This is a genomic window from Mesorhizobium sp. RSR380A (assembly GCF_054719385.1).
In genome coordinates, this window is sequence record NZ_JBTTIB010000001.1 from 19,990 (window position 1) to 40,698 (window position 20,709).

The window sequence follows — 20,709 nt, forward strand, 5'->3', positions numbered from 1 at the left end:
ATAGTAACACCAATTGATCATTTTCTATGAATTTTATCCCGGGGAATGTGAAGCAGCCCACCCGCCGTTGCCATGAGGCAACAGTTGGTGCTGCGAGAGCGCCGTCTTTAGGTCAAATTTGTCCTTTGTTTCAATGTGTTGCGAGAACGCTCAGATGTGCGAATATATTCCCTGAGGGAAGGCTCATACACGGCTTTGTGACCAAAAGGCCTGCCCGTCGGCCGGTTTTCCCACCGCGCGCTAACCGGATCGCCCGAAAAATTGCCGTCCGTGATCGCCCCAGGCCGCCCGAATCATTTCACCGGCCATCATGGTTGGGCACGCAAGATCGTCGCTCCTGCACGGCGACTGCTCATGAGTTGGCCCACGCTTTTTAGCTGCAGCTCAACACCGTTTGACAATCAAGCGCACTGGAATGAACCTTGCCGGGCACTGTCGGCACCGATGCATGTCCGGTCCCCAACAAGGAAGCTCCCCAATGCTTGCACGCGCAGCCGTTCCCGCAATGGTGACGCTCTTTGCGTGGCTGCCTCTTGCGCATGCCGTCAGCCAGACCATTCCGGCAAGCGCCGAAGGGCAAATCGAGTTCAATGCTCCGTCCGGCAACATCGGCTGCATCTACACGCCGAAGGGCGGCACCAGCACCTACGAACCACAGGATGGCGGTCCGGAACTGAGCTGTTCGCGCGTCGAGCCCAGCTACGTCACCGTGATCCTTGGGCCGAACGGCCCGGCGACCTTGATCAAGAATCCGGGAGAGCAGGGCTGCTGCAGCGATGTCGCGAAGCTGGCCTATGGCAACAGCTGGAGCAAAGGGCCGTTTACCTGCCAGTCGTCAACCAAGGGACTGACCTGCACGGGCAGCAACGGGCATGGCTTCTTCCTCAGCAAAGCCAAGGTGACGGTGAAATAACTTCGGTCAGCCGGCCTTTTCCAGCTCGCCCTTGGCCTTTGCGGCCGCGACTTGGCGGATGGCATCAGTCAGCGTGTCGGCGTCCTGCGCGCCCATGACGGCGTATTTGCCTTCGAGCAGGAAGCACGGCACGCCAGTGATCCCCATCCGCGATGCCGTGGCGATTTCTGTGCGCACCTCCTCGACGTCGGCATCGGTCGGCAGGAGCGTTTCGACCACGGCAGCGTCCATGCCGGCCTCGCGGGCGGCATCGATCAGCACGGCGTGGTTGCCAATATTGCCGCCTTTCTCGAAATACAGTTGGAACAGCCGGCGCACGAGCCGGTTCTGCACGGCTTCACCGGCGGCACCGGCCCAGCGGATGACACGATGCGCGTCCAGCGTGTTGGCGGCGACCTTGATGGCGTCGAAAGCGAAATTGATGCCTTCGGCTTCGCCGAGCGGCTCTACGCGGGCATGCATCTGACGGATGCGCTCGTCGCTGCCGAATTTGGCCAGCATGTATTCGCGCCGGTCCTTGCCCTCGGGCGGGATGGTCGGGTCGAGCTGGAACGGCCGCCAGCGCACATGAACCTCAACGTCGCCGGCAGCGGCAATCGCTTTATCCAGCCGCTTCTGGCCGATGAAGCACCAGGGGCAGACGACGTCGGAAACCACGTCGACGGTAATGGAATTGTCATCGCTCATCTTGATCTCCTGCAGCCGAACGTTTCAGCGAGACCGATCTGGGCCACGCTCAGTTCGGCTTGCGCCACCAGGTCGGCCATTGATAACCGAATATGGGCGTCTTTTTGGGATGGTCCAGGTAATTCCAGTAAGCGAGCCATTGCTGCGCGTTGTACTGCATCGGCACCATGTAATTGCCGGAGATCAGCAATCGGTCGAGCACGCGCACGGCGGCGACATAGTCTTCCTTGGTCCGTGCTCTCAGCATCGCGTCGATCGCCGCGTCGACCGCCGGATCGGCGACGCCGGCCAGATTGAATGAACCTTCTCTTTTGGCCTCTGAAGAACCCCAGCGAAGGTTCTGCTCCATACCGGGAGACAGCGAGTTGCTGAACCCGCTCGACCCGACAAGAACCTCAAAGTCGAAACGCTGCTTGCGCGACTGGATCTGGTCGGCCTCGAGGCTGCGGATGGTCACCGCGATGCCGATCTTTTCCAGCGAGCGCTGATAGATGGCGGCAAAGCGTTCCTCGTCCTGCGAGGCCGTCAGGATCTCGAAACCGAACGGGTTTCCCTTTGGGTCCAGCAGGACCCCGTCCTTGACGGTGTAGCCCTGGCTCTTCAGCAGGTCGAACGCCACCTTCAGCACCTTACGGTCCTGGCCGGTGCCGTCATTCACCGGCGGGCGCCAGCTGCCGTCCATGACATCGGCCGGCACGCGGCCGGGGTAGGGCGCCAGCAGCGCCTTTTCCCTGTCGCTGGCGGGATGGCCGAGCGCGGAAAGTTCGGAATTCTGCCAGTAGCTCATCGTGCGCGTGTACTTACCGCCGAACAGGTTCTTGTTGGCCCATTCGAAGTCGTAGAGCATGCCGAGCGCGCGCCGCACCTCCGGATTGGAAAACTTCTCCAGTCGCGTGTTGAACAGGAAGCCGGTCACCACGGGCGGTATGCCGGTGTCGAAGGTCTCGGCGATCACCTCGCCGCGATGAAAGGCGGGAAAATCGATATCGCGCTCGCGCTTGACCGGATCGCCCTCATCGTAAATGGCGCAGATGCCTTTCTTGAACGCTTCCGTCTTGGCATTGGCGTTGAGGAAGTACTCGATGGTGATCTGGTCGTAATTGTCGAAGCCGCGCTTGGAAGGGATGTCCTTGCCCCAGTAATTCGGGTTGCGCTTGAACACGATGCGCTGTCCCGGCTGCACCTTGTCGATGATGTAGGGACCGCTGCCGATCACCGGCTTCAACGTCGTCTTGTCGAAGGTATCCTTGTTGAAGGCGTGCTTTGGGATGATCGGCGTCAGCGCGATGATCAAGGGGGTCTCGCGATTGGCCTTGTCGTTGAAGGTGAAGCGCACGCTGTGATCGCCGGTCTTTTCGAGCTTGGCGATCAGGCTCATGCGATCCCTGTAGGGCGGGCGGCCCTTGTCGGTGAAGACATCGTAGGTGAACAGCACGTCATCCGGCGTCACCGGGTCGCCATCGGACCACTTTGCATTTGGGTTCAGATGGAACTCGATCCACTTGCGCTCGGGATCCATATCGGCTGTGTCTGCGAGCAGGCCATAGAGGCTGAAGGCCTCGTCGTAGTTGCGCATCATCAACGGCTCGAAGACGAGATTGCCGAAAATGAGGTCCTGCATGCCGCGCGCCGTGGTGCGCAGGCTCTTCAGGATGAACGGGTTCAGATTGTCGAAGCTGCCGACGACGCAGTAAGTGATGTTGCCGCCCTTCGGCGCATCGGGATTGACGTAGTCGAAATGCTGGTAGTCGGCTGGCAGCGCCGGCTCGCCCTGCATGGCGATGGCATGTTTCGGTTCCGACATCGCCACGCCGGGTGCAAAGGCGATGAACGAAATTGCGGCGATCAGCCAAACAAGAATGCGGCCCATGACCGTCTCCTTACTGGGCGGCTTGATGATTCGGAGTGCACCCTAACATGGCGCCGCGGCGCTCCGGCCAGATACATCAACCCAAATCGCACGACCCAAATTGCGAGGCCAAGAATTGCAGGCGGCGGGCTGGATTCGGCTGCTCATGCAGTGTAACACGCGCTCCGAAGTCATTCTGTTGCCTCAATTCGGCAACAGGTAGCAGGACCACACGGCGCGAAGAAGCCGGTCCCGGGATCATTTGAGAGGAAATGCACGACATGACGAGCCTGAACAGCAACGCATACCGCCTTTCGGTCCTGGCCGCGGGCGTGGTCGGCTTTCTGGGCGCCGGACTTCCCACCGCTTCGGCACAGCAACAGATTCCGCAGGGTTGGTTCAAGGCCTGCACCAAGCAGGAAGATGTCGACATCTGCAATGTCCAGAACATCATCACTGCCGGCAACGGCCAGTTCGTCACCGGGGTCAGCCTGATCGAGTTGAAGGGCAAGGTAAACCGCAAGGTCTTCCAGGTCACGGTTCCCCCAGGTCGCTTGGTGCCCCCCGGCATCGCCCTGCAGATAGACGCCGGCAAGGCGACGAAGCTGGATTATGTCATTTGCTTCGCCGACCGTTGCGTTGCCGAAGTGCCGCTGACCGACGCGCTCGTCGCGTCCTTCAAGAAGGGACAGGCGATCACGCTGACCTCGATCAACTTCCAAAGTCAGCCAAATCCCATCAAGGTTGCCTTGACCGGCTTCAGCGGCGCCTTTGACGGCGCGCCGCTGCAGCAGTCGGACATCGAGGATCGGCAGAAAAAACTTCAGGATTTCGTCGTCAAGAACAACCAGGACTTCGCCAAGAAGCTCAAGGACGAGCAGGCCAAGGCCAAAGCCGCCAACTAATCGCCGGGACAGATACCGGAGCGACAAAAAGCGGGGTCATGCCCCGCTTTTTTGTTGTCGTCACGTCGATGCAAGGTGATGTCAGTGTCTCGACTGGCGTTTTGGCTCATAGCGTCCGTCCGGCCGCTTGTCGAACATCTCGCCGATCTGTGGATGCCGGACCGGCTCACCTGACTGGTCCTCGAGCAGGTTCTGCTCGGAGACATAGGCAATGTATTCGGTTTCCGAGTTTTCAGCGAGCAGATGGTAGAACGGCTGGTCCTTGCGCGGCCGCACGTCGGCCGGGATCGCCTCGTACCATTCATCGGTGTTGGCGAATTGCGGATCGACATCGAAAATGATGCCGCGGAATGGAAACAGCCGGTGTCGAACCACTTGTCCGATCGAGAATTTGGCTGTTTTCATCGTACTCACCACTAAGCCTCTAGAGCGCCCGGCGTCCCCTCGAATGTGCGAAGAGCGCTCTAACACTTTGAATTTACACACACCGTGGCCAAAAATCGAGCCCGACTTAGGTCTGGGATCAGGCTTTATTTGGCGCAGATAGCGGGTCAGTTCAATGCCGAAGCGCTTGACGCCCGATGAAGCTACGGGCTAGCCCGGTCCCGGGGTTTCGGGCCAGGGCAAAAATGTCTGACATTGTCGGTCTTGTTCTTCCGTTCTTCGGGCTGATTTTCATCGGCTTTCTGGTCGCGCGCATGACCAGGCAGCCGCTGGAAGCGCTTGGCTGGATGAACACCTTCATCGTCTATGTCGCGCTTCCTGCCCTGTTCTTCCAATTGCTGGCCCGCACGCCGTTCGAACAGTTGACCGAATGGCGCTTCATCTTCGGCTCGGTATTTTCCACCTACACGATCTTCTCGATCATGTTCGTATGGTCGGTGACGGCGTCGCGCGGCGAGATCGCCCAGTCGACGATCAAGGCGCTGGCCGCGGCCTACGGCAATATCGGCTATATGGGGCCGGGGCTGGCGCTGCTCGCCTTCGGCGAACAAGCGGCGGTTCCCGTCGCGCTGATCTTCTGCTTCGAAAATGTCATGCATTTCGCCATCGCGCCGTTGATGATGGCGCTGTCGGGCGACGACAAGACATCGCCGTGGCGGCTCATCCTCGGCGTAGTCAGGAAAATCGTCCTGCACCCGTTCATCATCGCGACCGCGCTTGGCGTTGGCGCCGCCTATCTCGGCTTTCACCCACCGCAGCCGGTCGATCGCCTGCTTGAATATCTTTCGCGGGCAGCCGCCCCTTGCGCCCTGTTTGCCATGGGCGTGACGCTTGCGCTCCGGCCGCTCAACCGCGTGCCGCATGAGTTGGCGTCGATCGCGGCGCTGAAGCTGATCCTGCATCCATCGCTCTGCTACGTCGTGCTGAGCTGGATCGGGAACTTTTCCGAAATCTGGGTTTTTTCAGCCGTGCTTTTGGCGGCATTACCGACCGCAACCAACGTCTTCGTCATCGCCCAGCAATATGGCGTCTGGGTGCAACGCGCCTCGGCCAGCGTGCTGATCACCACCTGCCTCTCGGTGCTGACGGTGACCGGGCTGCTCTACATGATCCGCCACGGCATCTTACCGCCGGACCTGTTTCCCTGAACCGCCGGTAAGCGCCGCAAAGCCGCTGCCCGGCCTCAAGCCTTCGCGCATGAAAAAGGCGCGCAGCGGCGCGAAACTGCCGAGCACATTGAGGCCGGCGCTGCGTGCCATCTGCGCCGGCAGCATGTCCGAAAGCAGCGACATGTTGAGCAGATTGACCGCGCCGGAACGCGCCAGAATGTCGGGACGGCGCCTGGAATCATAGGCGGCCAGGGCCTTCGCGGCGCCGGGGTCGCCGCGATTTTCACCAGCGATTCCAATCAGATCCTCGATGTCCCTGATGCCGAGGTTGAGACCTTGGGCTCCGATCGGCGGGAATACATGTGCAGCCTCGCCGACCAGCGCCACCCGGTTTTGCGCGAAGCGCCCCGGTGATGCCGCTGATAGCGGGTAAATTTGTCGGCCGGGCTCGACCGACACCCGGCCCAGCATCGACTGCATCTGCTGCTCGACACGCTCGGAAAGCGTCGCGTCATCGAGTGCGGCGAGGTCCTTCGCCGTCTCCGGTTTCACCACCCAGACGAGGCTGGAGCGGTTGCCGGGCAACGGCACCTGGGTGAACGGCCCGGTCTCTGTGTGGAACTCGGTCGAGGTGAAGCCGTGTTCGCTGCGATGGCCAAAATTCAGCACCAGCGCCGCTTGGCGGTAGGATCGCACCGAGGCCACTATGCCTGCCGCCTCGCGCGCCGGCGACAGGCGCCCATCGGCAGCGACCGCAAGCGCGGCCGAGACTTCGCGACCATCAGTCAAGACGGCATGCGCCTGATCGGCGTCCAGACGCCAACTCTCGACCATCGACGTCAGCCATTCGATGCCGGGATGCGCCGCGACGGACTTGGCCAGCGTCGGGTTCAGCGCACTGTTGGGCAGGTTGAGCCCGAACTGCTCCTCGCCGATCTCTATGGCGCGAAAAGTCACCACCGGGCTGCGGATCAGCCGGCTGGTCGCATCAACGATGCGCATGACCTTCAGCGGCGCGGCCTTCGGCGCAAGTTCGGCCAGCACGCCCAGCCGATCGAGAACCTTGAGAGCAGGGTTCATCAGCGCCGTGGTCCGGCCATCGGGCCCGCCTGCTTCGGGTCCGACCAGGGTTACCGGAAAGCCCGCCTCGGCGAAACCGAGCGCCGCGATCAGTCCGGCAGGGCCGCTGCCGGCTACCAGTATCCGTGCTGTCTCGCGATGATCCAAATTGGACTTCCAGTTTGCGATGCAGGTGTCTACCCATGGATATAGGTCAGACCATGCGGCTTGATCAACGCGGCGATTAGGCTCATTCGGTTGTCATGACCGGCCAGCAGGACGATTTCAGCCATCTCGACCGCGCCGGCCGCGCCACGGCAAGCCTGGCCCGCAGCCCCCGCCTGACGGTCAACATCGCCATCGTCGGCGGCATTCTGCTCGCCTGGTTCATTCTCGGCGCCATGGCGATCCGCGGCGCCGAAGGCCGGCTCCCCGGCGTACCAGGCGATGTGGTCCTGCGATATCTGCCGCAACTGCCGCTGCCGGATGTCCTCGACCGCTTCTTCGGCATGTGCCTGACGCCCGCACCACTTGATGCCGGCGGCGCACAGCTTCTGGCGTTGATCGTGATGTGGTTTTCGATGGCTGTGGCGACGATGCTGCCGTCGGCGGCGCCGATGATCCGTACCTATTGTGAAATCGCCGACACCGCCCGCATCAAGGGCGAGCCGGTGGCCCACCCGCTGGTCCTGGTTGCCGGCTACCTCTCGACATGGCTTGTCGCCTCTATCGGCTTCGCGGTGCTGACGTTGCTCGTCCACGCATTTGCGTCCTCCGCTCGATTGCTCGATCCGGTGAGCGGCCTTGCCGCGGCGGCCGGGCTGCTGGTTGCCGGCCTCTACCAGTTCAGCAGCCTCAAGCAGGCCTGCCTGACAAAATGCCGGAACCCGTTCTCGACACTGTTTTCCAACTGGAGCGCGGAGCCGGGTGGCATCTTCCGGCTAGGGCTGAAGCAGGGCCTGTGGTGCCTCGGCTGCTGCTGGGCGCTGATGCTGGTGATGTTTGCCGTCGGCGCGATGAACGTGTTCTGGATGGCGCTGATCGGCCTGTTCACCTTGATCGAAAAACAGACCACCGGCAGCCTTCCAACCCGAGTGGCCGGTGCGATACTGCTTGTCTGGGCAATCGCCCTGCTAGTAGTCTCGGCATGACGGGGGATAATTCCATGGCAGAGCAAGGCTGGGCAATGAAAGGAGAGCTCGTGCTCTCCTGCAATTGCACGGTTTTTTGTCCTTGCGTGCTGTCGCTTGGCAGCCATCCGCCGACGGAGGGTTATTGTCAGACCTGGGCGGGCTTCCGCATCGACGCAGGCCATTTCGGCGAGGTCGACCTGTCCGGCCTCAATCTCGGTCTGGTCAGGGAAATCCCCGGCTATATGAGCCGCGGCAACTGGACCGCAGGCCTGTTCATCGACAAGCGAGCCTCCGTCTATGCGGTGAAAGCGCTGACCAGGATCTTCACCGGCAAGGCCGGCGGAACCACCGCGCTGTTGTCGATCCTTGTCGGCAAGTTCCTCGGCGTCGAGCAGGTGCCGATCACCTACGAGACGCGTGACAAGACCCGTATTTTCCAGATACCGAAGATCATCGACGGGGCGGTCACACCGATTCCCGGCAAGGATCGCGAGAAGGATACCGTGATCGGCAACTCGGAATACTGGATCGCGCCGGAGATCATCGTGGCCAGGTCCGACAAGAGCAAGATGCGGGCTTTCGGCCGCAACTGGAACTTTGCCGGCCGCTCGGCCGAAATCTTCAAATTGGATTGGCGGGGCCCGTGAGCAAGAACACAACCGCCAGAAACGCCGCCAAAAAGATCACCGACCGGATTCCGAGGCCGAAGAAAAAGGTCACCTGGCCGCAGGCGCGGGCATTCTCGGTGCATCTGTTGACCGCGTCTGGCTCGTTCCTGGCCTTCCTGTCTCTGGTGGCGGCAAGCGAGCAACGCTGGACGGCGATGTTCTGGTGGCTGGGTCTGGCGCTGTTCGTCGACGGCATAGACGGGCCGATCGCGCGCAAGCTCGAGGTCAAGGAGATTTTGCCGACCTGGTCGGGCGAACTCCTCGACAACATCATCGACTATGTCACCTACGTGCTGATCCCGGCCTTCGCACTCTACCAGCGCGGCTTCATGGGCGAAGGGCTGTCGTTCCTGTCGGCGGCCATCATCGTGGTGTCCAGCGCCATCTATTATGCCGACACCGGAATGAAGACGAAGGAGAACTTCTTCAAAGGCTTTCCGGTGGTCTGGAACATGGTCGTGTTCACGCTGTTCGTCATTGAGCCCGGACAGTGGGTGTCCTTCGGCGTCGTCGTGGCGGCCGGCATCCTGACCTTCGTGCCGATCAACTTCATTCACCCCGTGCGGGTGGTGCGGCTGCGGCCAATCAATCTTGGCATGACGCTGCTCTGGTGCGCTTTCGGTGCGCTGGCGCTGGCGCAGGCGGCCCTTGCCGCCTTCTACGACCAGATCGGCGTTTTGGGCGAACAGGTCAGCGTCTTTACCAAGGTCGGCATCACCATCACCGGACTTTACCTCGCCTGCATCGGCGGTATCATGCAGTTCTTCCCCAAACTCGGCGCCAAGCCGGACCCTAAGAAAGCCTGACCGCAGGAAAGCCCACAATGTCCAAAGCAGTCCGTATCCACGCCCATGGCGGTCCGGAAGTCCTGACCTATGAAGACGCCGATCCGGGACAACCCGGCGCCGGGCAGATCCTGGTCAGGCACACCGCGATCGGCCTCAATTTCATCGATGTCTATCACCGCATCGGCCTCTATCCGCCGCCCGGCGGCTTCCCGCTGATCCCCGGCGGCGAGGCGGCAGGTGTGGTTCTCGAGGTCGGCGCAGGCATCGACTGGCTGAAGCCGGGCGACCGCATCGCCTATGCCGTCAACGTCGGCGCCTATGCCGAACAGCGCGTCGTCGCCGCCGACCGCGTCGTCAAGGTGCCGGACCGCATCAGCGACGAACAGGCCGCCGGCATGATGCTTAAAGGCATGACGGCGGAGTATCTGTTGCGCCGGACCTTCAAGGTGAAGGCAGGCGACACCATCCTGTTCCATGCCGCCGCCGGCGGCGTCGGGCTGATCCTGGGACAATGGGCAAAACATCTCGGCGCCACCGTGATCGGCACGGCAAGCTCAACCGACAAGATCGAGCTCGCCAAGGCGCATGGCTTCGGCCATGTCATCAACTACAAGGAGCAGGATTTCGTCGCCGGGGTCGCCGCCATCACCGGCGGCAAGAAATGTGACGTCGTCTACGATTCGGTCGGCAACGACACATTCCCGGCCTCGCTCGACTGTCTGAAGCCGCTCGGCATGTTCGTCTCATTCGGTCAGTCCTCTGGACCGATCCCGCCATTTTCGATGTCGCTGCTGGCGCAGAAGGGCTCGCTGTTCGCTACCAGGCCGACTTTGTTCGTCTACAACGCCAAGCGTGAAGACCTCGAAGTCTCCGCCGCGGCATTGTTCGACGTGGTGTTGAGCGGTGCGGTCGAGATCAAGATCAACCAGCGTTATGCGCTGAAGGACGCGGGCAAGGCGCAAGCCGATCTCGAAGGGCGCAAGACCACTGGCACGACCATACTGATCCCCTGATCTGCCTTGCTTTTCAGCGTTTTGCCGCGACGCCAGGCACTGTTTACCCGAAAAACCGGACGATCGGTTTGTTGTGCGAAGCAGGTCAATCTTTACCCCTTGAGTTTCCGCTGAAATTCTTGAAGCTCTTTCAAGGTGGGTGCTGCTTTCGCACGAGAGCGGCCAGCGCATACCATGCTGGCGGGAACACAGAACATGTCCGGGAACCGGATGGGAGGCACTGTGAGTGCAGATCATGATGGAGCGAACCTGCTTGAGGTTCGTGGCCTGACCAAGATATTCGGCACGCTGACGGCGTGCGATCATATCGACCTCAACATCGCCAAGGGCGAGATCCACGCGCTGCTTGGCGAAAACGGCGCCGGCAAGTCGACGCTGGTCAAGATGCTGTTCGGCTCGCTGGAGCCCAATTCCGGCGAGATATTCTGGAACGGGGAAGCGGTGCGGATCACCAGTCCGGGCATGGCGAAGAAGCTCGGCATCGGCATGGTGTTTCAGCACTTTTCGCTGTTCGAGGCGCTGACCGCGGCCGAGAATATCGCTCTGTCTCTGGATGACGGCTCACCGATCAGCTCGATTGCGGCCAAGGCGAGGGCGCTTTCCTTCAGCTATGGCCTGCCGCTCGATCCGGACTCGCTGGTCGGCGATCTCTCGGTCGGCGAACGCCAGCGCATCGAGATCATCCGCTGCCTGTTGCAGACGCCGCAACTCATCATCCTCGACGAGCCGACCTCGGTGCTGACGCCGCAGGAAGCCGACAAGCTGTTCGAAACGCTTGAGCGCCTGCGCTCGGAGGGCAAATCCATCCTCTACATTTCGCACCGGCTGGAAGAGGTCAAACGCATCTGCGACCGCGCCACCGTGCTGCGTCACGGCAAGGTCGTCGGCCATTGCAACCCGCGCGAGGAAACGGCTTCGTCGCTGGCCCGCATGATGGTCGGCAACGAGGTGAAGGCCGTGGTGCGTGCGCCGGCCGAAGGCATCGAGACCGCGCAGCCATTGCTCGAAATCCGCGCCCTCAGCCGCAAGCCGGCAACCCCGTTTTCGATCCCGCTGAAGAACATAACCCTCACTGTGCGCGCCGGCGAAGTGATCGGCATTGCCGGTGTCGCCGGCAACGGCCAGGGCGAGTTCTTCGAATCCGTCTCCGGCGAGGTGCTGCAGCAGGACGCCGCATCCGTGCGCATCCGCGGCAAGGATGCCGGCTCGCTCTCGATCACAAGCCGGCGGCTGATGGGCGCTGCCTTCGTGCCGGAAGAACGCCTCGGCCATGGCGCGGCGCCACGCATGAAGCTTTCGGAAAACCTGCTTCTGTCGCGGCACGCCACCGACGGCAAGGTTTTTGTCGGCGCCGGCGGCGCCGTCAAAAGCGGTGCGGTCTATGCCGCCGCCCAGCGCATCATCGTGGCGATGGATGTGCGCAAGAGCGCGCCCGATCCGGAAGCTGCGGCCCTTTCGGGCGGCAATCTGCAGAAATTCATCGTCGGTCGCGAACTCGACCGCAGCCCTGCCGTCATGGTCGTCAACCAACCGACCTGGGGCGTCGACGCCGGCGCCGCCGCTCATATCCGCCAGGCGCTGATCGAACTGGCGCGCAGTGGCTCGGCGGTTCTGGTCATCAGCCAGGACCTCGATGAGCTGTTCGAGATTTCGGACGCGATCTCGGTCATGCACAACGGCGAATTGTCGAAGCCGCTGCCGATCGCCGAGGCCACTTTCGAGAAGATCGGCCTGTTGATGGGCGGCGCGGAGCCCGGCCACGCCGAACATGGTCTGGAGACGGCATGATGCGCCTCGAACTCGTCAAACGCCCACAGCGCTCGATGCTGTTTTCGGCGCTGTCGCCCTTCATCGCCTTCGCTCTGACGATCATCGCCGGCGCGGTTCTGTTCGCGCTGCTCGGCGTCAGCCCGCTGACTGCTTTCGGGATTTACTTCATCGAGCCGATCAGCCAGGTCTGGCAGCTGCATGAACTGGCGATCAAGGCCGCGCCGTTGATCCTGATCGCGGTCGGCCTGTCCGTCTGCTACAAGGCCAACATCTGGAACATCGGCGCCGAGGGACAGTTCATCCTCGGCGGCATTTTCGGCTCGGCCATTCCGGTGCTGTTTCCCGGGTTCGAAGGCCCGCTTGTGCTGCCGCTGATGCTGTTGTTCGGCATGGTCGGCGGCGCCGCCTACGCTGCAATCCCGGCTCTCTTAAAGACGCGCTTCGGCACCAACGAAATCCTGACCAGCCTGATGCTGGTCTATGTCGCCCAGCTTTTCCTCGACTGGTTGGTGCGCGGCCCCTGGCGCGATCCGCAGGGCCACGGTTTCCCGCAGACGATCCAGTTCAACGACTCGGCGGTCCTGCCGGAACTGATGCCGGATGCCGGCCGCGCCAATTGGGGTTTTGTCTTCGCGCTTGTTGCAGCCGTGCTGATCTGGGTGCTGATGAGCCGCCTGCTCAAGGGTTTTGAGGTCCGCGTGCTCGGCTCCAGCCCGAGGGCAGGGCGCTTCGCCGGTTTCGGCCTCAACCGCATGGTGTTCTTTGCCTTCCTGCTGTCAGGCGCGCTGGCTGGGCTTGCCGGCATTTCGGAAGTCTCCGGCGCCATCGGCCAGCTGCAACCGGTGATCTCGCCCGGCTACGGCTTCACAGCGATCATCGTGGCTTTCCTCGGCCGGCTCAATCCGCTCGGCATCGTCGCCGCGGGCCTGGTGCTGGCGTTGACCTATCTCGGCGGCGAGGCGGTGCAGAGCGCGCTCGGCATTTCCGACAAGGTGGCACGCGTGTTCCAGGGCATGCTTTTGTTCTTCGTGCTCGGTTGCGACACGCTCATCCATTACCGCATTCGCCTGGTCGGCATGGCGCTGACGAAAAGCGCGGCGAAGCTTGAAGCCGCGCCGAAGTTGAAGGAAGCCCGCTGATGGACATCGCCGTCAACATCCTTTTGACCATCGCCACGGCGGCAACGCCGCTTTTAATAGCGGCCATCGGCGAACTGGTGGTCGAGCGCTCCGGCGTGCTCAACCTCGGCGTCGAAGGCATGATGATCATGGGCGCCGTCGGCGGCTTCGGAGCCGGCTATCTCACGGGATCGCCCTGGATCGGCCTGTCGGCGGCAATTGCCATGGGCGCGGTGTTCTCGCTGCTGTTTGCGGTGATGACGCTGTCGCTCGCCACCAACCAGGTGGCGACCGGCCTGTCGTTGACGCTGCTTGGCCTCGGCCTGTCCGGCATGATGGGGACCAGCTTCGTCGGCCAGCCCGGCGAGAGGCTGCCAAATCTCTACGTTCCGGTGCTCACCGACATTCCCGTGGTCGGCAGGTTGCTGTTCGGCCAGGACCCGATCTTCTACATCTCGATCGCGCTGACGGCGGCCGTCATGTGGTTCCTGTTCAAGACCCGCACCGGCCTCACCCTGCGCTCGATCGGAGACAGCCACACATCGGCGCATGCACTCGGCATCAAGGTCATCCGCTACCGCTATCTCGCGGTCATCTTCGGCGGCGCCTGCGCCGGCCTTGCCGGCGGCCATCTGTCGCTGGTCTACACGCCGCAATGGGTGGAGAACATGAGCGCGGGCCGCGGCTGGATCGCGCTGGCGCTGGTCGTCTTCGCCTCCTGGCGGCCGTGGCGCGTGCTCGCCGGCGCCTACATCTTCGGCGCGGTGTGGATCGGCCAGCTTCATGCACAGGCATTTGGCATTCCGGTGCCTTCGCAGCTGCTTTCTTCTCTGCCCTATCTGGCAACCGTCGTGGTTCTCGTTCTAATCTCGCGCAACAAGCGTCTGACGATGATGAACACGCCGGCTTCCTTGGGGCAGCCATTCGTTCCGGATCGTTGACAACAAAAACAAACGGGAAGCTCCAAGGCTAAACTCAGAGAGGTAACACAATGAAAAAACTGATTATTGCGTTGATGACCACGACCGCCGCCATGTCACTGGCGGCGTCCGCGCAGGCCGCCGACAAGTTGAAGGCATGCTGGGTCTACACCGGCCCGATCGGCGACTTCGGCTATTCCTACCAGCACGACCAGGGCCGCCTCGAGGTGGAAAAGGCGCTCGGCGACAAGGTCGAAACCGCCTATCTCGAGAACGTCTCGGAAGGTCCCGATGCCGACCGCGCTTTCGAGCGTCTGGCGCGCGAAGGCTGCAAGATCATCTTCGGCACCTCTTTCGGCTTCATGGACCCGGAAGTGAAGGTCGCCAAGAAGTTCCCCAAAGTGATGTTCGAGCACGCCACCGGCTACAAGACCGCTGACAATCTCGGCATCTACAATGCGCGCTTCTATGAAGGCCGCTATGTGCTCGGCCAGATCGCCGCCAAGGAATCGAAGGCAGGGGTCGCCGGCTATATCGTTTCCTTCCCGATCCCCGAAGTGGTGATGGGTATCAACTCCTTCATGCTCGGCGCGCAGTCGGTCAACCCGAACTTCAAGGCCAAGATCGTCTGGGTGAACTCCTGGTTCGATCCGGGCAAGGAAGCTGACGCGGCCAAGGCACTGTTCGATCAGGGCGCCGACATCATCGTCCAGCACACGGATTCCACTGCGGCACTGCAGGTGGCGGAAGAGCGCAAGCTGCACGGCTTCGGCCAGTCCTCCGACATGATCAAGTTCGCGCCGAACGCGCAGCTGACCTCGCTGACGGACGAATGGGGGCCGTACTACATCAGCCGCGTCCAGGCAGCGCTCGACGGCACCTGGAAGCCGGACAATGTCTGGCTCGGCATCAAGGACGGCGCCGTCAAGCTGGCGCCCTTCACCAACATGCCGGACGATGTGAAGGCGATGGCCGAGGCAACCGCCAAGAAAATCGCAGATGGCTGGAACCCCTTCACAGGACCGGTCGCCAAGCAGGACGGCACGCCGTGGCTCAAGGACGGCGAAGTCGCCGACGACGGCACGCTGCTCGGCATGAACTTCTATGTGAAGGGCGTCGACGACAAGTTGCCGCAGTAAGTATCGGAAAGGCAAAAGAGAAGGGGCGCCGCGCGGCGCCCTTTTTCACTTCGCGGGCTGCACGCTTTGACTGCGAAACCGCGCCGAGGGCTGTGCCAAAAATCCGAGGGCGCCGGGAGGCGCCCTTTTTGGTAATTTCTAAACCGCCGAGCCGTAAAGGTCGTAGGCGTCGGCGCGGTCGATCTTGACCGTGACGATGTCGCCTTGGCGCAGCGGGCGGCGCGACTGGATATGCACCGAACCGTCGATCTCGGGCGCGTCGTATTTTGTCCGGCCCTTGGCAGACGTGCCATGCGCCTCGTCGATCAGCACCGGCAGGCGCTTGCCGACCTTCTTGGCCAGCTGCGTCGCCGAGATCTTCTGCTGGCGCTGCATGAAGCGATGCCAGCGCGCTTCCTTGATCTCCTGCGGCACCTGTTCGAGGCCGAGATCGTTGGAGCGGGCGCCGCGGACCGGCTCGTATTTAAAGCAGCCGGCGCGATCGATCCTGGCCTCGTCCAGCCAGTCGAGCAGCATCTCGAAATCCTCGTCGGTCTCGCCGGGGAAGCCGACGATGAATGTCGAGCGTATCGCCAGATCCGGGCACACCTCGCGCCAGCCGCGAATGCGCTCCAGCGTCTTTTCGCCATGGGCTGGACGGCGCATGTTCTTCAGCACCTGCGGCGAGGCGTGCTGGAAGGGGATGTCCAGATAGGGAAGGATTTTTCCATCCGCCATCAGCGGGATGACATCGGCGACATGCGGGTAGGGGTAGACATAGTGCATGCGTACCCAGATGCCGAGCTTGCCCAGCTCCTCCGACAGGTCGAGGAATTTCGCCCGCACTTCGCGGTCGCCGAACATCGACGTCTGGTACTTGATGTCGATGCCGTAGGCGCTGGTGTCCTGCGAGATGACCAGCAATTCCTTGACCCCGGCCTTGGCCAGCTTCTCGGCCTCGCGCAGCACATCGGCCGCCGGGCGCGAGACGAGGTCGCCGCGCAGTGCGGGAATGATGCAGAAGGTGCAGCGGTTGTTGCAGCCTTCGGAAATCTTGAGATAGGCGTAGTGGCGCGGCGTCAGCTTGACGCCTTGCGGCGGCAGAAGGTCGATATAGGGATCGTGGCTGGGCGGCGCCGCCTCATGCACCGCGGCCATCACGCTCTCATAGGCCTGCGGGCCGGTGATGGCGAGGACGTTGGGGTGCTTCTCTCGGATGACGTCCGGCTCGGCGCCGAGGCAGCCGGTGACGATCACCCGGCCGTTTTCCGAAAGCGCCGAACCAATGGCGTTGAGCGATTCGTCGCGGGCCGAATCGAGAAAGCCGCAGGTGTTGACGACGACAAGGTCGGCGCCGTCATGCTTGCGCGCGATCTCATAGCCTTCGGCGCGCAGGCGCGTGATGATGCGCTCGGAATCCACAAGGGCCTTCGGGCATCCAAGGCTGACGAAACTGACGCGAGGCGCAGACATGAGAAAACATTCCGGGTTTTTTCGGGATCGGCGGCCAGTACCACACTTATTGCGGCATTGGTATGGGCAGCGGCTGCGGCGAACGCGACCACTGCCTCCGGCAGATACCCATGCTGCTACAGAAGCTGTGGGACCGGCTGCGTCAGCTCACCACAAGACTGACATGCGGCCAGACCTCGACAACGCCGCGATAGACCATATCGATCGCGACGTAGAGAATGATCAGCAAGCCGACATAGGCGATCCAGCGGTGGCGGTGAAGCAGCTTGGCAATGAAGCTCGCGGCCAAGCCCATCAAGGCGATCGACAGCACCAGGCCTATGACAAGCACCGGAAAATGATCGCGCGCCGCACCGGCGACCGCCAGCACATTGTCCAGCGACATCGAAACATCGGCGACGACGATCTGCAGGGCCGCCTGGCCGAGCGTCTTGCGCGGCGCCTTGCCACCCACCGTTCTGTCGCTATTGAGGTCGGAATCGGACAGCGCCTCGGTCGCCTCGAACTCGTCGGCATGCGACGTCCGCAGCTCGCGCCACATCTTCCAGCACACCCACAACAAAAGGATGCCGCCGGCCAGCAGCAGGCCGACAATGGCAAGAAGCTTGACGGTGACGGCGGCAAACAGGATGCGCAGCACAGTCGCCGCCAACACGCCGATCAGGATGGCTTTCTTGCGCTGCTCGACCGGCAGGCCGGCGGCGGCAAGGCCGATGACGATGGCATTGTCGCCGGCAAGCACCAGATCGATGGCGATTACCTGGAGGAGGGCCGTCATGCTTGCAGCGCTGAAAATGTCCATCGACCGGAGCCCCTTGCTGTATCGGCGTGTTCGTCGTCGGATATGCCGACGCCCTAACGTGTATGGTTCCCGCGCGTCAAGAGACTGCCGGCGCAATTCCAGGAAAAGTGCGTAGCGGTTTTCCGTCCGGAATTACGCAAAAACAAAGAGTTACAGTGGGTCAGCTGCTCCATTAAAAGGCTGAACCGCTCTAACCGCCGACGCTGAAAGCCACGGAAATAGGGAAGGTCGTTTTGCCAGAGAGAATTCTGGTCGCAGAGAATTCAGTCGTAGAGATTGTACTTCGCCCAGTCGGCTTCCGGAATCTCGTCGCCAATGCGGTAACGGAACTGCAGGACCTCCATATGGTCCGGCGCCGTCTCGCATTTGAACTTCAGCCGGTACCACTGCCCCTTGCTGCGGAAGGCAGCGCCCGGGCTGCGGATGGCATCGGCTTTCATTTCCGGCGTCGCGAAGGCGTAGGCGACGACGCGGTCTGCCTTGTACTTGTGGTCGTCATGGCTGATGCGGTCGAGCACTTCGGCGTCGCATCTCTGCTCCAGCCGGGTCTCCGGGTCGAGTTTTAGCAGGCCGGCGCGCAGGGCGGCGTCCATCGCGTGGGCGGGCCAGGCCAGCGTCACCGAAGCCAGCGCCGCAAGGAATAGTTTTTTCATGGGCGGGAGAACGACCATATCTCGCGTGAAAAATCAACCGGAGTGCCATTTTGGGGCAGCCGGATGTGCCCGGAAATCGCCGTTGGCCGGGCAGGGGGTTTTGACGCAGCCGCTTTGACACGTCGCCGGCGCCATGCTTATTTGTCCGGGCTGCCATGCACCGATTGCCTGTTTCGCCATCTTTGCGCTTCTCGCGATCGCGGCACCCACCGCCACGGCCGCAAGGCGATATAGACAGCGAGGAAGGCTCTTTGTGCAAGGCCGGCCTCGCTGTGCCAGACCTCCCTTATCCCCGCCGCCCGCAAGGCCCTTCGTTGGGTGCTGTTGCGGTCCCAGCGCCGGCTGATGCTGCCCGCCCGGTAGTATTTGTGGCAGAGCACTTGCGGCACGCGGACAAAGCCGCCGAGCAGCGACAGATGCAGAAGCCAGGTCCAGTCGGCGCTGAATTCGCCTTGGCTGTTGGGCTTGATCCCGCCGCTACGGTGGAACGCCCAGGCCCTGAATATCCCACGATTGGGAACCCACCATCCATGCGGCTGGCGCGCCATCACCCGGCCACGCGCAAAACCGTCCTGCAAGCCCTCCAGCAGGTCGAACTTCCACGTGGCACTTTCGCCTCTGACTTCGATCACTTCGACATCGCTGAACGACAGTACGGCCTCGGGATTGGCATCGAGCGCCCGCACCAGCGCCTCGATATAGTTTGGATCGATGACGTCGTCATGGAAGGCAAAGAACATCAATTCGCCGCTGGCATTGGCCATCAGATCGTTGGAATTCTTCAGCCATCCCAGGTTTTTGTCCCGACGCAGGATGCGGACATCGTCGCGGCCGCCGGCGAAGGCCGAAACGATCTCGAATGTCGCGTCGGTCGAATTGTCCTCGCCGACCAGGATCTCGATATTGTCCCAGGTCTGCGCGGCGAGGCTGTCCAGCGTACGCGAAATGAATGCCGCCGAATTGTAGCATGGCACCAGCGCCGTGACCTTCGGCCGCCAGCCGGATCGAAGCTCGACTTGTTTCTGCGCTACCTGCTTCGCGCCGCCCTGTTCTGTCTCACCCATTCAGTCGATCCCGCAGATTTGCCGCGCCAGCCTGTCGGCAAGCCACGGCGCCGTCGAATATTTACCTGTGTCGACCGAGATGTAGTTGCCCAGGCGGTTGACCCCGAATTGGTCGCGGCGATGGATCGTGGCTTTCGGGTCGCCGAGCGAACCACGCCCTTGCGCAAACACGAAGCCGCCGCGTACCTCAAGCTCCTCGGCATCGTCGAACATGCTGGAAACACTGGGCACCAACCGGGCGAGCGTGGCGCGAACGTCGCCGATGAACCGCTGTCGTGCGTCGGCATCGAGCGCTTGCGGCGTTTCGATCGACAATTCGCCACTCTCCGCAAGCAACCCGCTCGGGTACCAGGAGAGATAGAAGTTGCGCCCGTCATAGTTTTTTATGTCGCCGAACGGGCCAAGGGCGACGACCGCGCACGGCACATCGACAGGCTGGCTGGTGCGGCCGAACAGGCAAAGCCGGTAGCGGTGCGACCATCCGGGAACCGGCTCGATGCCGGCCGTGCGGTCGACAGCCAGCCGCCCCTCCCATAGGCAATTGACGACGATGTCGAACGCCTCGCTTTTCTCGCCTGCGACCGCCACGCGCCATTTCCCGTCAATTGCATCCACCGGCTGTGCCGACAGGACTTTGGCCGCCATTCGCAAGCTGATGTTGGGTTCACTCCGAAGCACGGCGCAAAGCCGGTCGGCAACCCATCGCGTGTTGACGGATCGCTCCGGCACCTGGAAGCCGCCGACGATCTGGTCCGAGTTGGTGACATCGGCCAATTCAGTTTTGGAAAGCCGATTCGATCGCGCCGCCGATACGTCGGCAAGGTAGCTGGTGGCGTCAGCGTGGCTGCGCACCAATACATCCACACTTTCAAAGATCGCCCCCAGCGCCTCGACAGCGACGATCGAGTTGCGATGGACCAGATAAAGATCTTCCGAAAAGGTCGTGTGCGCTTCCAGATTGCTTCCGATCAACTCGGAAACAAGCCTGCCGAAACGCAGTCCTCCCGAAAGCAGATGCCGGGCGGTCAGCAACGAGGGATCGTTCCCGTAGAGATAGCCGAGATGAATCTTGCCCTCGTTCCAACGGCTGGCGCAGGCCATCGGCTCGCTCTCCTTGTCGAAGAGGGACACCGCGTAGCCTCTGCGGGCCATCATGAGAGCGAGGCTGGCGCCCATGATGCCGGCGCCGAGAATAGCCATTCTGCCGCGAGGCGCTGTCATGT

The 20,709-nt window shown here is 62.1% G+C and carries 20 protein-coding genes; 11 read left to right on the forward strand and 9 right to left on the reverse strand.

What is annotated here, in order from left to right; all coding sequences use genetic code 11:
- Positions 1 to 505: 505 nt before the first annotated feature.
- Positions 506 to 913, forward strand: coding sequence for a hypothetical protein (locus tag ACYG9Z_RS00075; protein WP_196813629.1), 408 nt, complete (start codon positions 506 to 508; stop codon positions 911 to 913).
- A gap of 6 nt (positions 914 to 919) precedes the next feature.
- On the opposite strand, the gene ACYG9Z_RS00080 is transcribed toward ACYG9Z_RS00075, so the two are convergent.
- Both ACYG9Z_RS00080 and ACYG9Z_RS00085 read right to left on the reverse strand, forming a co-directional pair.
- Positions 920 to 1,600: a DsbA family oxidoreductase gene (locus ACYG9Z_RS00080; protein ID WP_023752271.1), complete on the reverse strand. Its 681-nt coding sequence runs from the start codon at positions 1,598 to 1,600 to the stop codon at positions 920 to 922.
- Positions 1,601 to 1,649: 49 nt separating this feature from the next.
- The gene (locus ACYG9Z_RS00085) at positions 1,650 to 3,470 is read right to left on the reverse strand and encodes an extracellular solute-binding protein (protein ID WP_023752272.1); all 1,821 of its coding nucleotides are present in this window, start codon (positions 3,468 to 3,470) and stop codon (positions 1,650 to 1,652) included.
- A gap of 260 nt (positions 3,471 to 3,730) precedes the next feature.
- Here ACYG9Z_RS00085 and ACYG9Z_RS00090 point away from each other — a divergent pair, with 260 nt between their 5' ends.
- Entirely contained in the window at positions 3,731 to 4,354 is a 624-nt protein-coding gene (locus ACYG9Z_RS00090; RefSeq protein WP_023668972.1) for an invasion associated locus B family protein, read from the forward strand.
- 81 nt (positions 4,355 to 4,435) lie between these two features.
- On the opposite strand, the gene hspQ is transcribed toward ACYG9Z_RS00090, so the two are convergent.
- On the reverse strand, positions 4,436 to 4,759 hold the full coding sequence (hspQ, locus tag ACYG9Z_RS00095) for a heat shock protein HspQ (RefSeq protein WP_023668971.1): 324 nt from the start codon (positions 4,757 to 4,759) through the stop codon (positions 4,436 to 4,438).
- 224 nt (positions 4,760 to 4,983) lie between these two features.
- Between hspQ and ACYG9Z_RS00100 the strand changes: the two genes are divergently transcribed.
- Positions 4,984 to 5,946, forward strand: a complete 963-nt coding sequence (locus tag ACYG9Z_RS00100) for an AEC family transporter (RefSeq protein ID WP_023752273.1) — start codon at positions 4,984 to 4,986, stop codon at positions 5,944 to 5,946.
- Here ACYG9Z_RS00100 and ACYG9Z_RS00105 read toward each other — a convergent pair.
- Positions 5,923 to 7,134 (reverse strand): UbiH/UbiF family hydroxylase, encoded by a 1,212-nt coding sequence (locus ACYG9Z_RS00105; RefSeq protein WP_023752274.1) that lies wholly within the window; start codon positions 7,132 to 7,134, stop codon positions 5,923 to 5,925. The genes ACYG9Z_RS00100 and ACYG9Z_RS00105 overlap by 24 nt on opposite strands.
- A gap of 95 nt (positions 7,135 to 7,229) precedes the next feature.
- On the opposite strand from ACYG9Z_RS00105, the gene ACYG9Z_RS00110 reads away from it, so the two are divergent.
- The 8 genes from ACYG9Z_RS00110 to ACYG9Z_RS00145 all read left to right on the forward strand — a co-directional run bounded on the left by ACYG9Z_RS00110 (position 7,230) and on the right by ACYG9Z_RS00145 (position 15,515).
- Entirely contained in the window at positions 7,230 to 8,117 is an 888-nt protein-coding gene (locus tag ACYG9Z_RS00110; RefSeq protein ID WP_023752275.1) for a DUF2182 domain-containing protein, read from the forward strand.
- A gap of 14 nt (positions 8,118 to 8,131) precedes the next feature.
- Entirely contained in the window at positions 8,132 to 8,746 is a 615-nt protein-coding gene (locus ACYG9Z_RS00115) for a DUF1326 domain-containing protein (protein ID WP_023752276.1), read from the forward strand.
- Positions 8,743 to 9,573, forward strand: coding sequence for a phosphatidylcholine synthase (gene pcsA, locus ACYG9Z_RS00120; protein ID WP_023688483.1), 831 nt, complete (start codon positions 8,743 to 8,745; stop codon positions 9,571 to 9,573). Before ACYG9Z_RS00115 ends, pcsA begins: the two co-directional genes overlap by 4 nt.
- 17 nt (positions 9,574 to 9,590) lie before the next feature.
- Positions 9,591 to 10,568: a quinone oxidoreductase family protein gene (locus tag ACYG9Z_RS00125; RefSeq protein WP_023668965.1), complete on the forward strand. Its 978-nt coding sequence runs from the start codon at positions 9,591 to 9,593 to the stop codon at positions 10,566 to 10,568.
- 210 nt (positions 10,569 to 10,778) lie between these two features.
- A complete protein-coding gene (locus tag ACYG9Z_RS00130; RefSeq protein WP_023752277.1) occupies positions 10,779 to 12,356 on the forward strand; it encodes an ABC transporter ATP-binding protein in 1,578 nt (525 codons plus the stop codon).
- Positions 12,353 to 13,477 (forward strand): ABC transporter permease, encoded by a 1,125-nt coding sequence (locus ACYG9Z_RS00135; protein ID WP_031244137.1) that lies wholly within the window; start codon positions 12,353 to 12,355, stop codon positions 13,475 to 13,477. Before ACYG9Z_RS00130 ends, ACYG9Z_RS00135 begins: the two co-directional genes overlap by 4 nt.
- Entirely contained in the window at positions 13,477 to 14,397 is a 921-nt protein-coding gene (locus ACYG9Z_RS00140; protein WP_023752279.1) for an ABC transporter permease, read from the forward strand. Before ACYG9Z_RS00135 ends, ACYG9Z_RS00140 begins: the two co-directional genes overlap by 1 nt.
- A 50-nt stretch (positions 14,398 to 14,447) precedes the next feature.
- Positions 14,448 to 15,515 (forward strand): BMP family ABC transporter substrate-binding protein, encoded by a 1,068-nt coding sequence (locus ACYG9Z_RS00145; protein ID WP_023752280.1) that lies wholly within the window; start codon positions 14,448 to 14,450, stop codon positions 15,513 to 15,515.
- A gap of 138 nt (positions 15,516 to 15,653) precedes the next feature.
- Here ACYG9Z_RS00145 and rimO read toward each other — a convergent pair whose 3' ends face one another.
- The 5 genes from rimO to ACYG9Z_RS00170 all read right to left on the reverse strand — a co-directional run bounded on the left by rimO (position 15,654) and on the right by ACYG9Z_RS00170 (position 20,707).
- Positions 15,654 to 16,967 carry a 30S ribosomal protein S12 methylthiotransferase RimO gene (gene rimO, locus ACYG9Z_RS00150; protein WP_023691314.1) on the reverse strand — a complete coding sequence of 438 codons (1,314 nt, stop codon included), beginning with the start codon at positions 16,965 to 16,967 and terminating at the stop codon, positions 15,654 to 15,656.
- Positions 16,968 to 17,109: 142 nt separating this feature from the next.
- A complete protein-coding gene (locus ACYG9Z_RS00155; RefSeq protein WP_023752281.1) occupies positions 17,110 to 17,769 on the reverse strand; it encodes a TerC family protein in 660 nt (219 codons plus the stop codon).
- Positions 17,770 to 18,032: 263 nt separating this feature from the next.
- Entirely contained in the window at positions 18,033 to 18,440 is a 408-nt protein-coding gene (locus tag ACYG9Z_RS00160; protein WP_032889884.1) for a DUF930 domain-containing protein, read from the reverse strand.
- Positions 18,441 to 18,559: 119 nt separating this feature from the next.
- Complete coding sequence (locus ACYG9Z_RS00165; RefSeq protein ID WP_023752282.1) at positions 18,560 to 19,486, reverse strand: glycosyltransferase family 2 protein; 927 nt, start codon at positions 19,484 to 19,486, stop codon at positions 18,560 to 18,562.
- Positions 19,487 to 20,707 carry an FAD-dependent oxidoreductase gene (locus ACYG9Z_RS00170; RefSeq protein ID WP_198020715.1) on the reverse strand — a complete coding sequence of 407 codons (1,221 nt, stop codon included), beginning with the start codon at positions 20,705 to 20,707 and terminating at the stop codon, positions 19,487 to 19,489. It abuts the gene before it with no gap.
- Between the last annotated feature and the right edge of the window lie 2 nt (positions 20,708 to 20,709).

Excerpts from the sequence above, each read along its gene's own strand:
- ACYG9Z_RS00090 (WP_023668972.1), top strand. The coding sequence starts at position 3,731 with ATGACGAGCCTGAACAGCAACGCATACCGCCTTTCGGTCCTGGCCGCG.
- ACYG9Z_RS00145 (WP_023752280.1), top strand. The coding sequence starts at position 14,448 with ATGAAAAAACTGATTATTGCGTTGATGACCACGACCGCCGCCATGTCA.
- ACYG9Z_RS00125 (WP_023668965.1), top strand. The coding sequence starts at position 9,591 with ATGTCCAAAGCAGTCCGTATCCACGCCCATGGCGGTCCGGAAGTCCTG.
- ACYG9Z_RS00155 (WP_023752281.1), bottom strand. The coding sequence starts at position 17,769 with ATGGACATTTTCAGCGCTGCAAGCATGACGGCCCTCCTCCAGGTAATC.
- ACYG9Z_RS00170 (WP_198020715.1), bottom strand. The coding sequence starts at position 20,707 with ATGACAGCGCCTCGCGGCAGAATGGCTATTCTCGGCGCCGGCATCATG.
- ACYG9Z_RS00110 (WP_023752275.1), top strand. The coding sequence starts at position 7,230 with ATGACCGGCCAGCAGGACGATTTCAGCCATCTCGACCGCGCCGGCCGC.
- ACYG9Z_RS00100 (WP_023752273.1), top strand. The coding sequence starts at position 4,984 with ATGTCTGACATTGTCGGTCTTGTTCTTCCGTTCTTCGGGCTGATTTTC.
- ACYG9Z_RS00075 (WP_196813629.1), top strand. The coding sequence starts at position 506 with ATGGTGACGCTCTTTGCGTGGCTGCCTCTTGCGCATGCCGTCAGCCAG.
- ACYG9Z_RS00130 (WP_023752277.1), top strand. The coding sequence starts at position 10,779 with ATGGGAGGCACTGTGAGTGCAGATCATGATGGAGCGAACCTGCTTGAG.
- ACYG9Z_RS00135 (WP_031244137.1), top strand. The coding sequence starts at position 12,353 with ATGATGCGCCTCGAACTCGTCAAACGCCCACAGCGCTCGATGCTGTTT.
- ACYG9Z_RS00160 (WP_032889884.1), bottom strand. The coding sequence starts at position 18,440 with ATGGTCGTTCTCCCGCCCATGAAAAAACTATTCCTTGCGGCGCTGGCT.
- ACYG9Z_RS00165 (WP_023752282.1), bottom strand. The coding sequence starts at position 19,486 with ATGGGTGAGACAGAACAGGGCGGCGCGAAGCAGGTAGCGCAGAAACAA.
- ACYG9Z_RS00140 (WP_023752279.1), top strand. The coding sequence starts at position 13,477 with ATGGACATCGCCGTCAACATCCTTTTGACCATCGCCACGGCGGCAACG.
- hspQ (WP_023668971.1), bottom strand. The coding sequence starts at position 4,759 with ATGAAAACAGCCAAATTCTCGATCGGACAAGTGGTTCGACACCGGCTG.
- ACYG9Z_RS00085 (WP_023752272.1), bottom strand. The coding sequence starts at position 3,470 with ATGGGCCGCATTCTTGTTTGGCTGATCGCCGCAATTTCGTTCATCGCC.
- ACYG9Z_RS00080 (WP_023752271.1), bottom strand. The coding sequence starts at position 1,600 with ATGAGCGATGACAATTCCATTACCGTCGACGTGGTTTCCGACGTCGTC.
- rimO (WP_023691314.1), bottom strand. The coding sequence starts at position 16,967 with ATGTCTGCGCCTCGCGTCAGTTTCGTCAGCCTTGGATGCCCGAAGGCC.
- ACYG9Z_RS00115 (WP_023752276.1), top strand. The coding sequence starts at position 8,132 with ATGGCAGAGCAAGGCTGGGCAATGAAAGGAGAGCTCGTGCTCTCCTGC.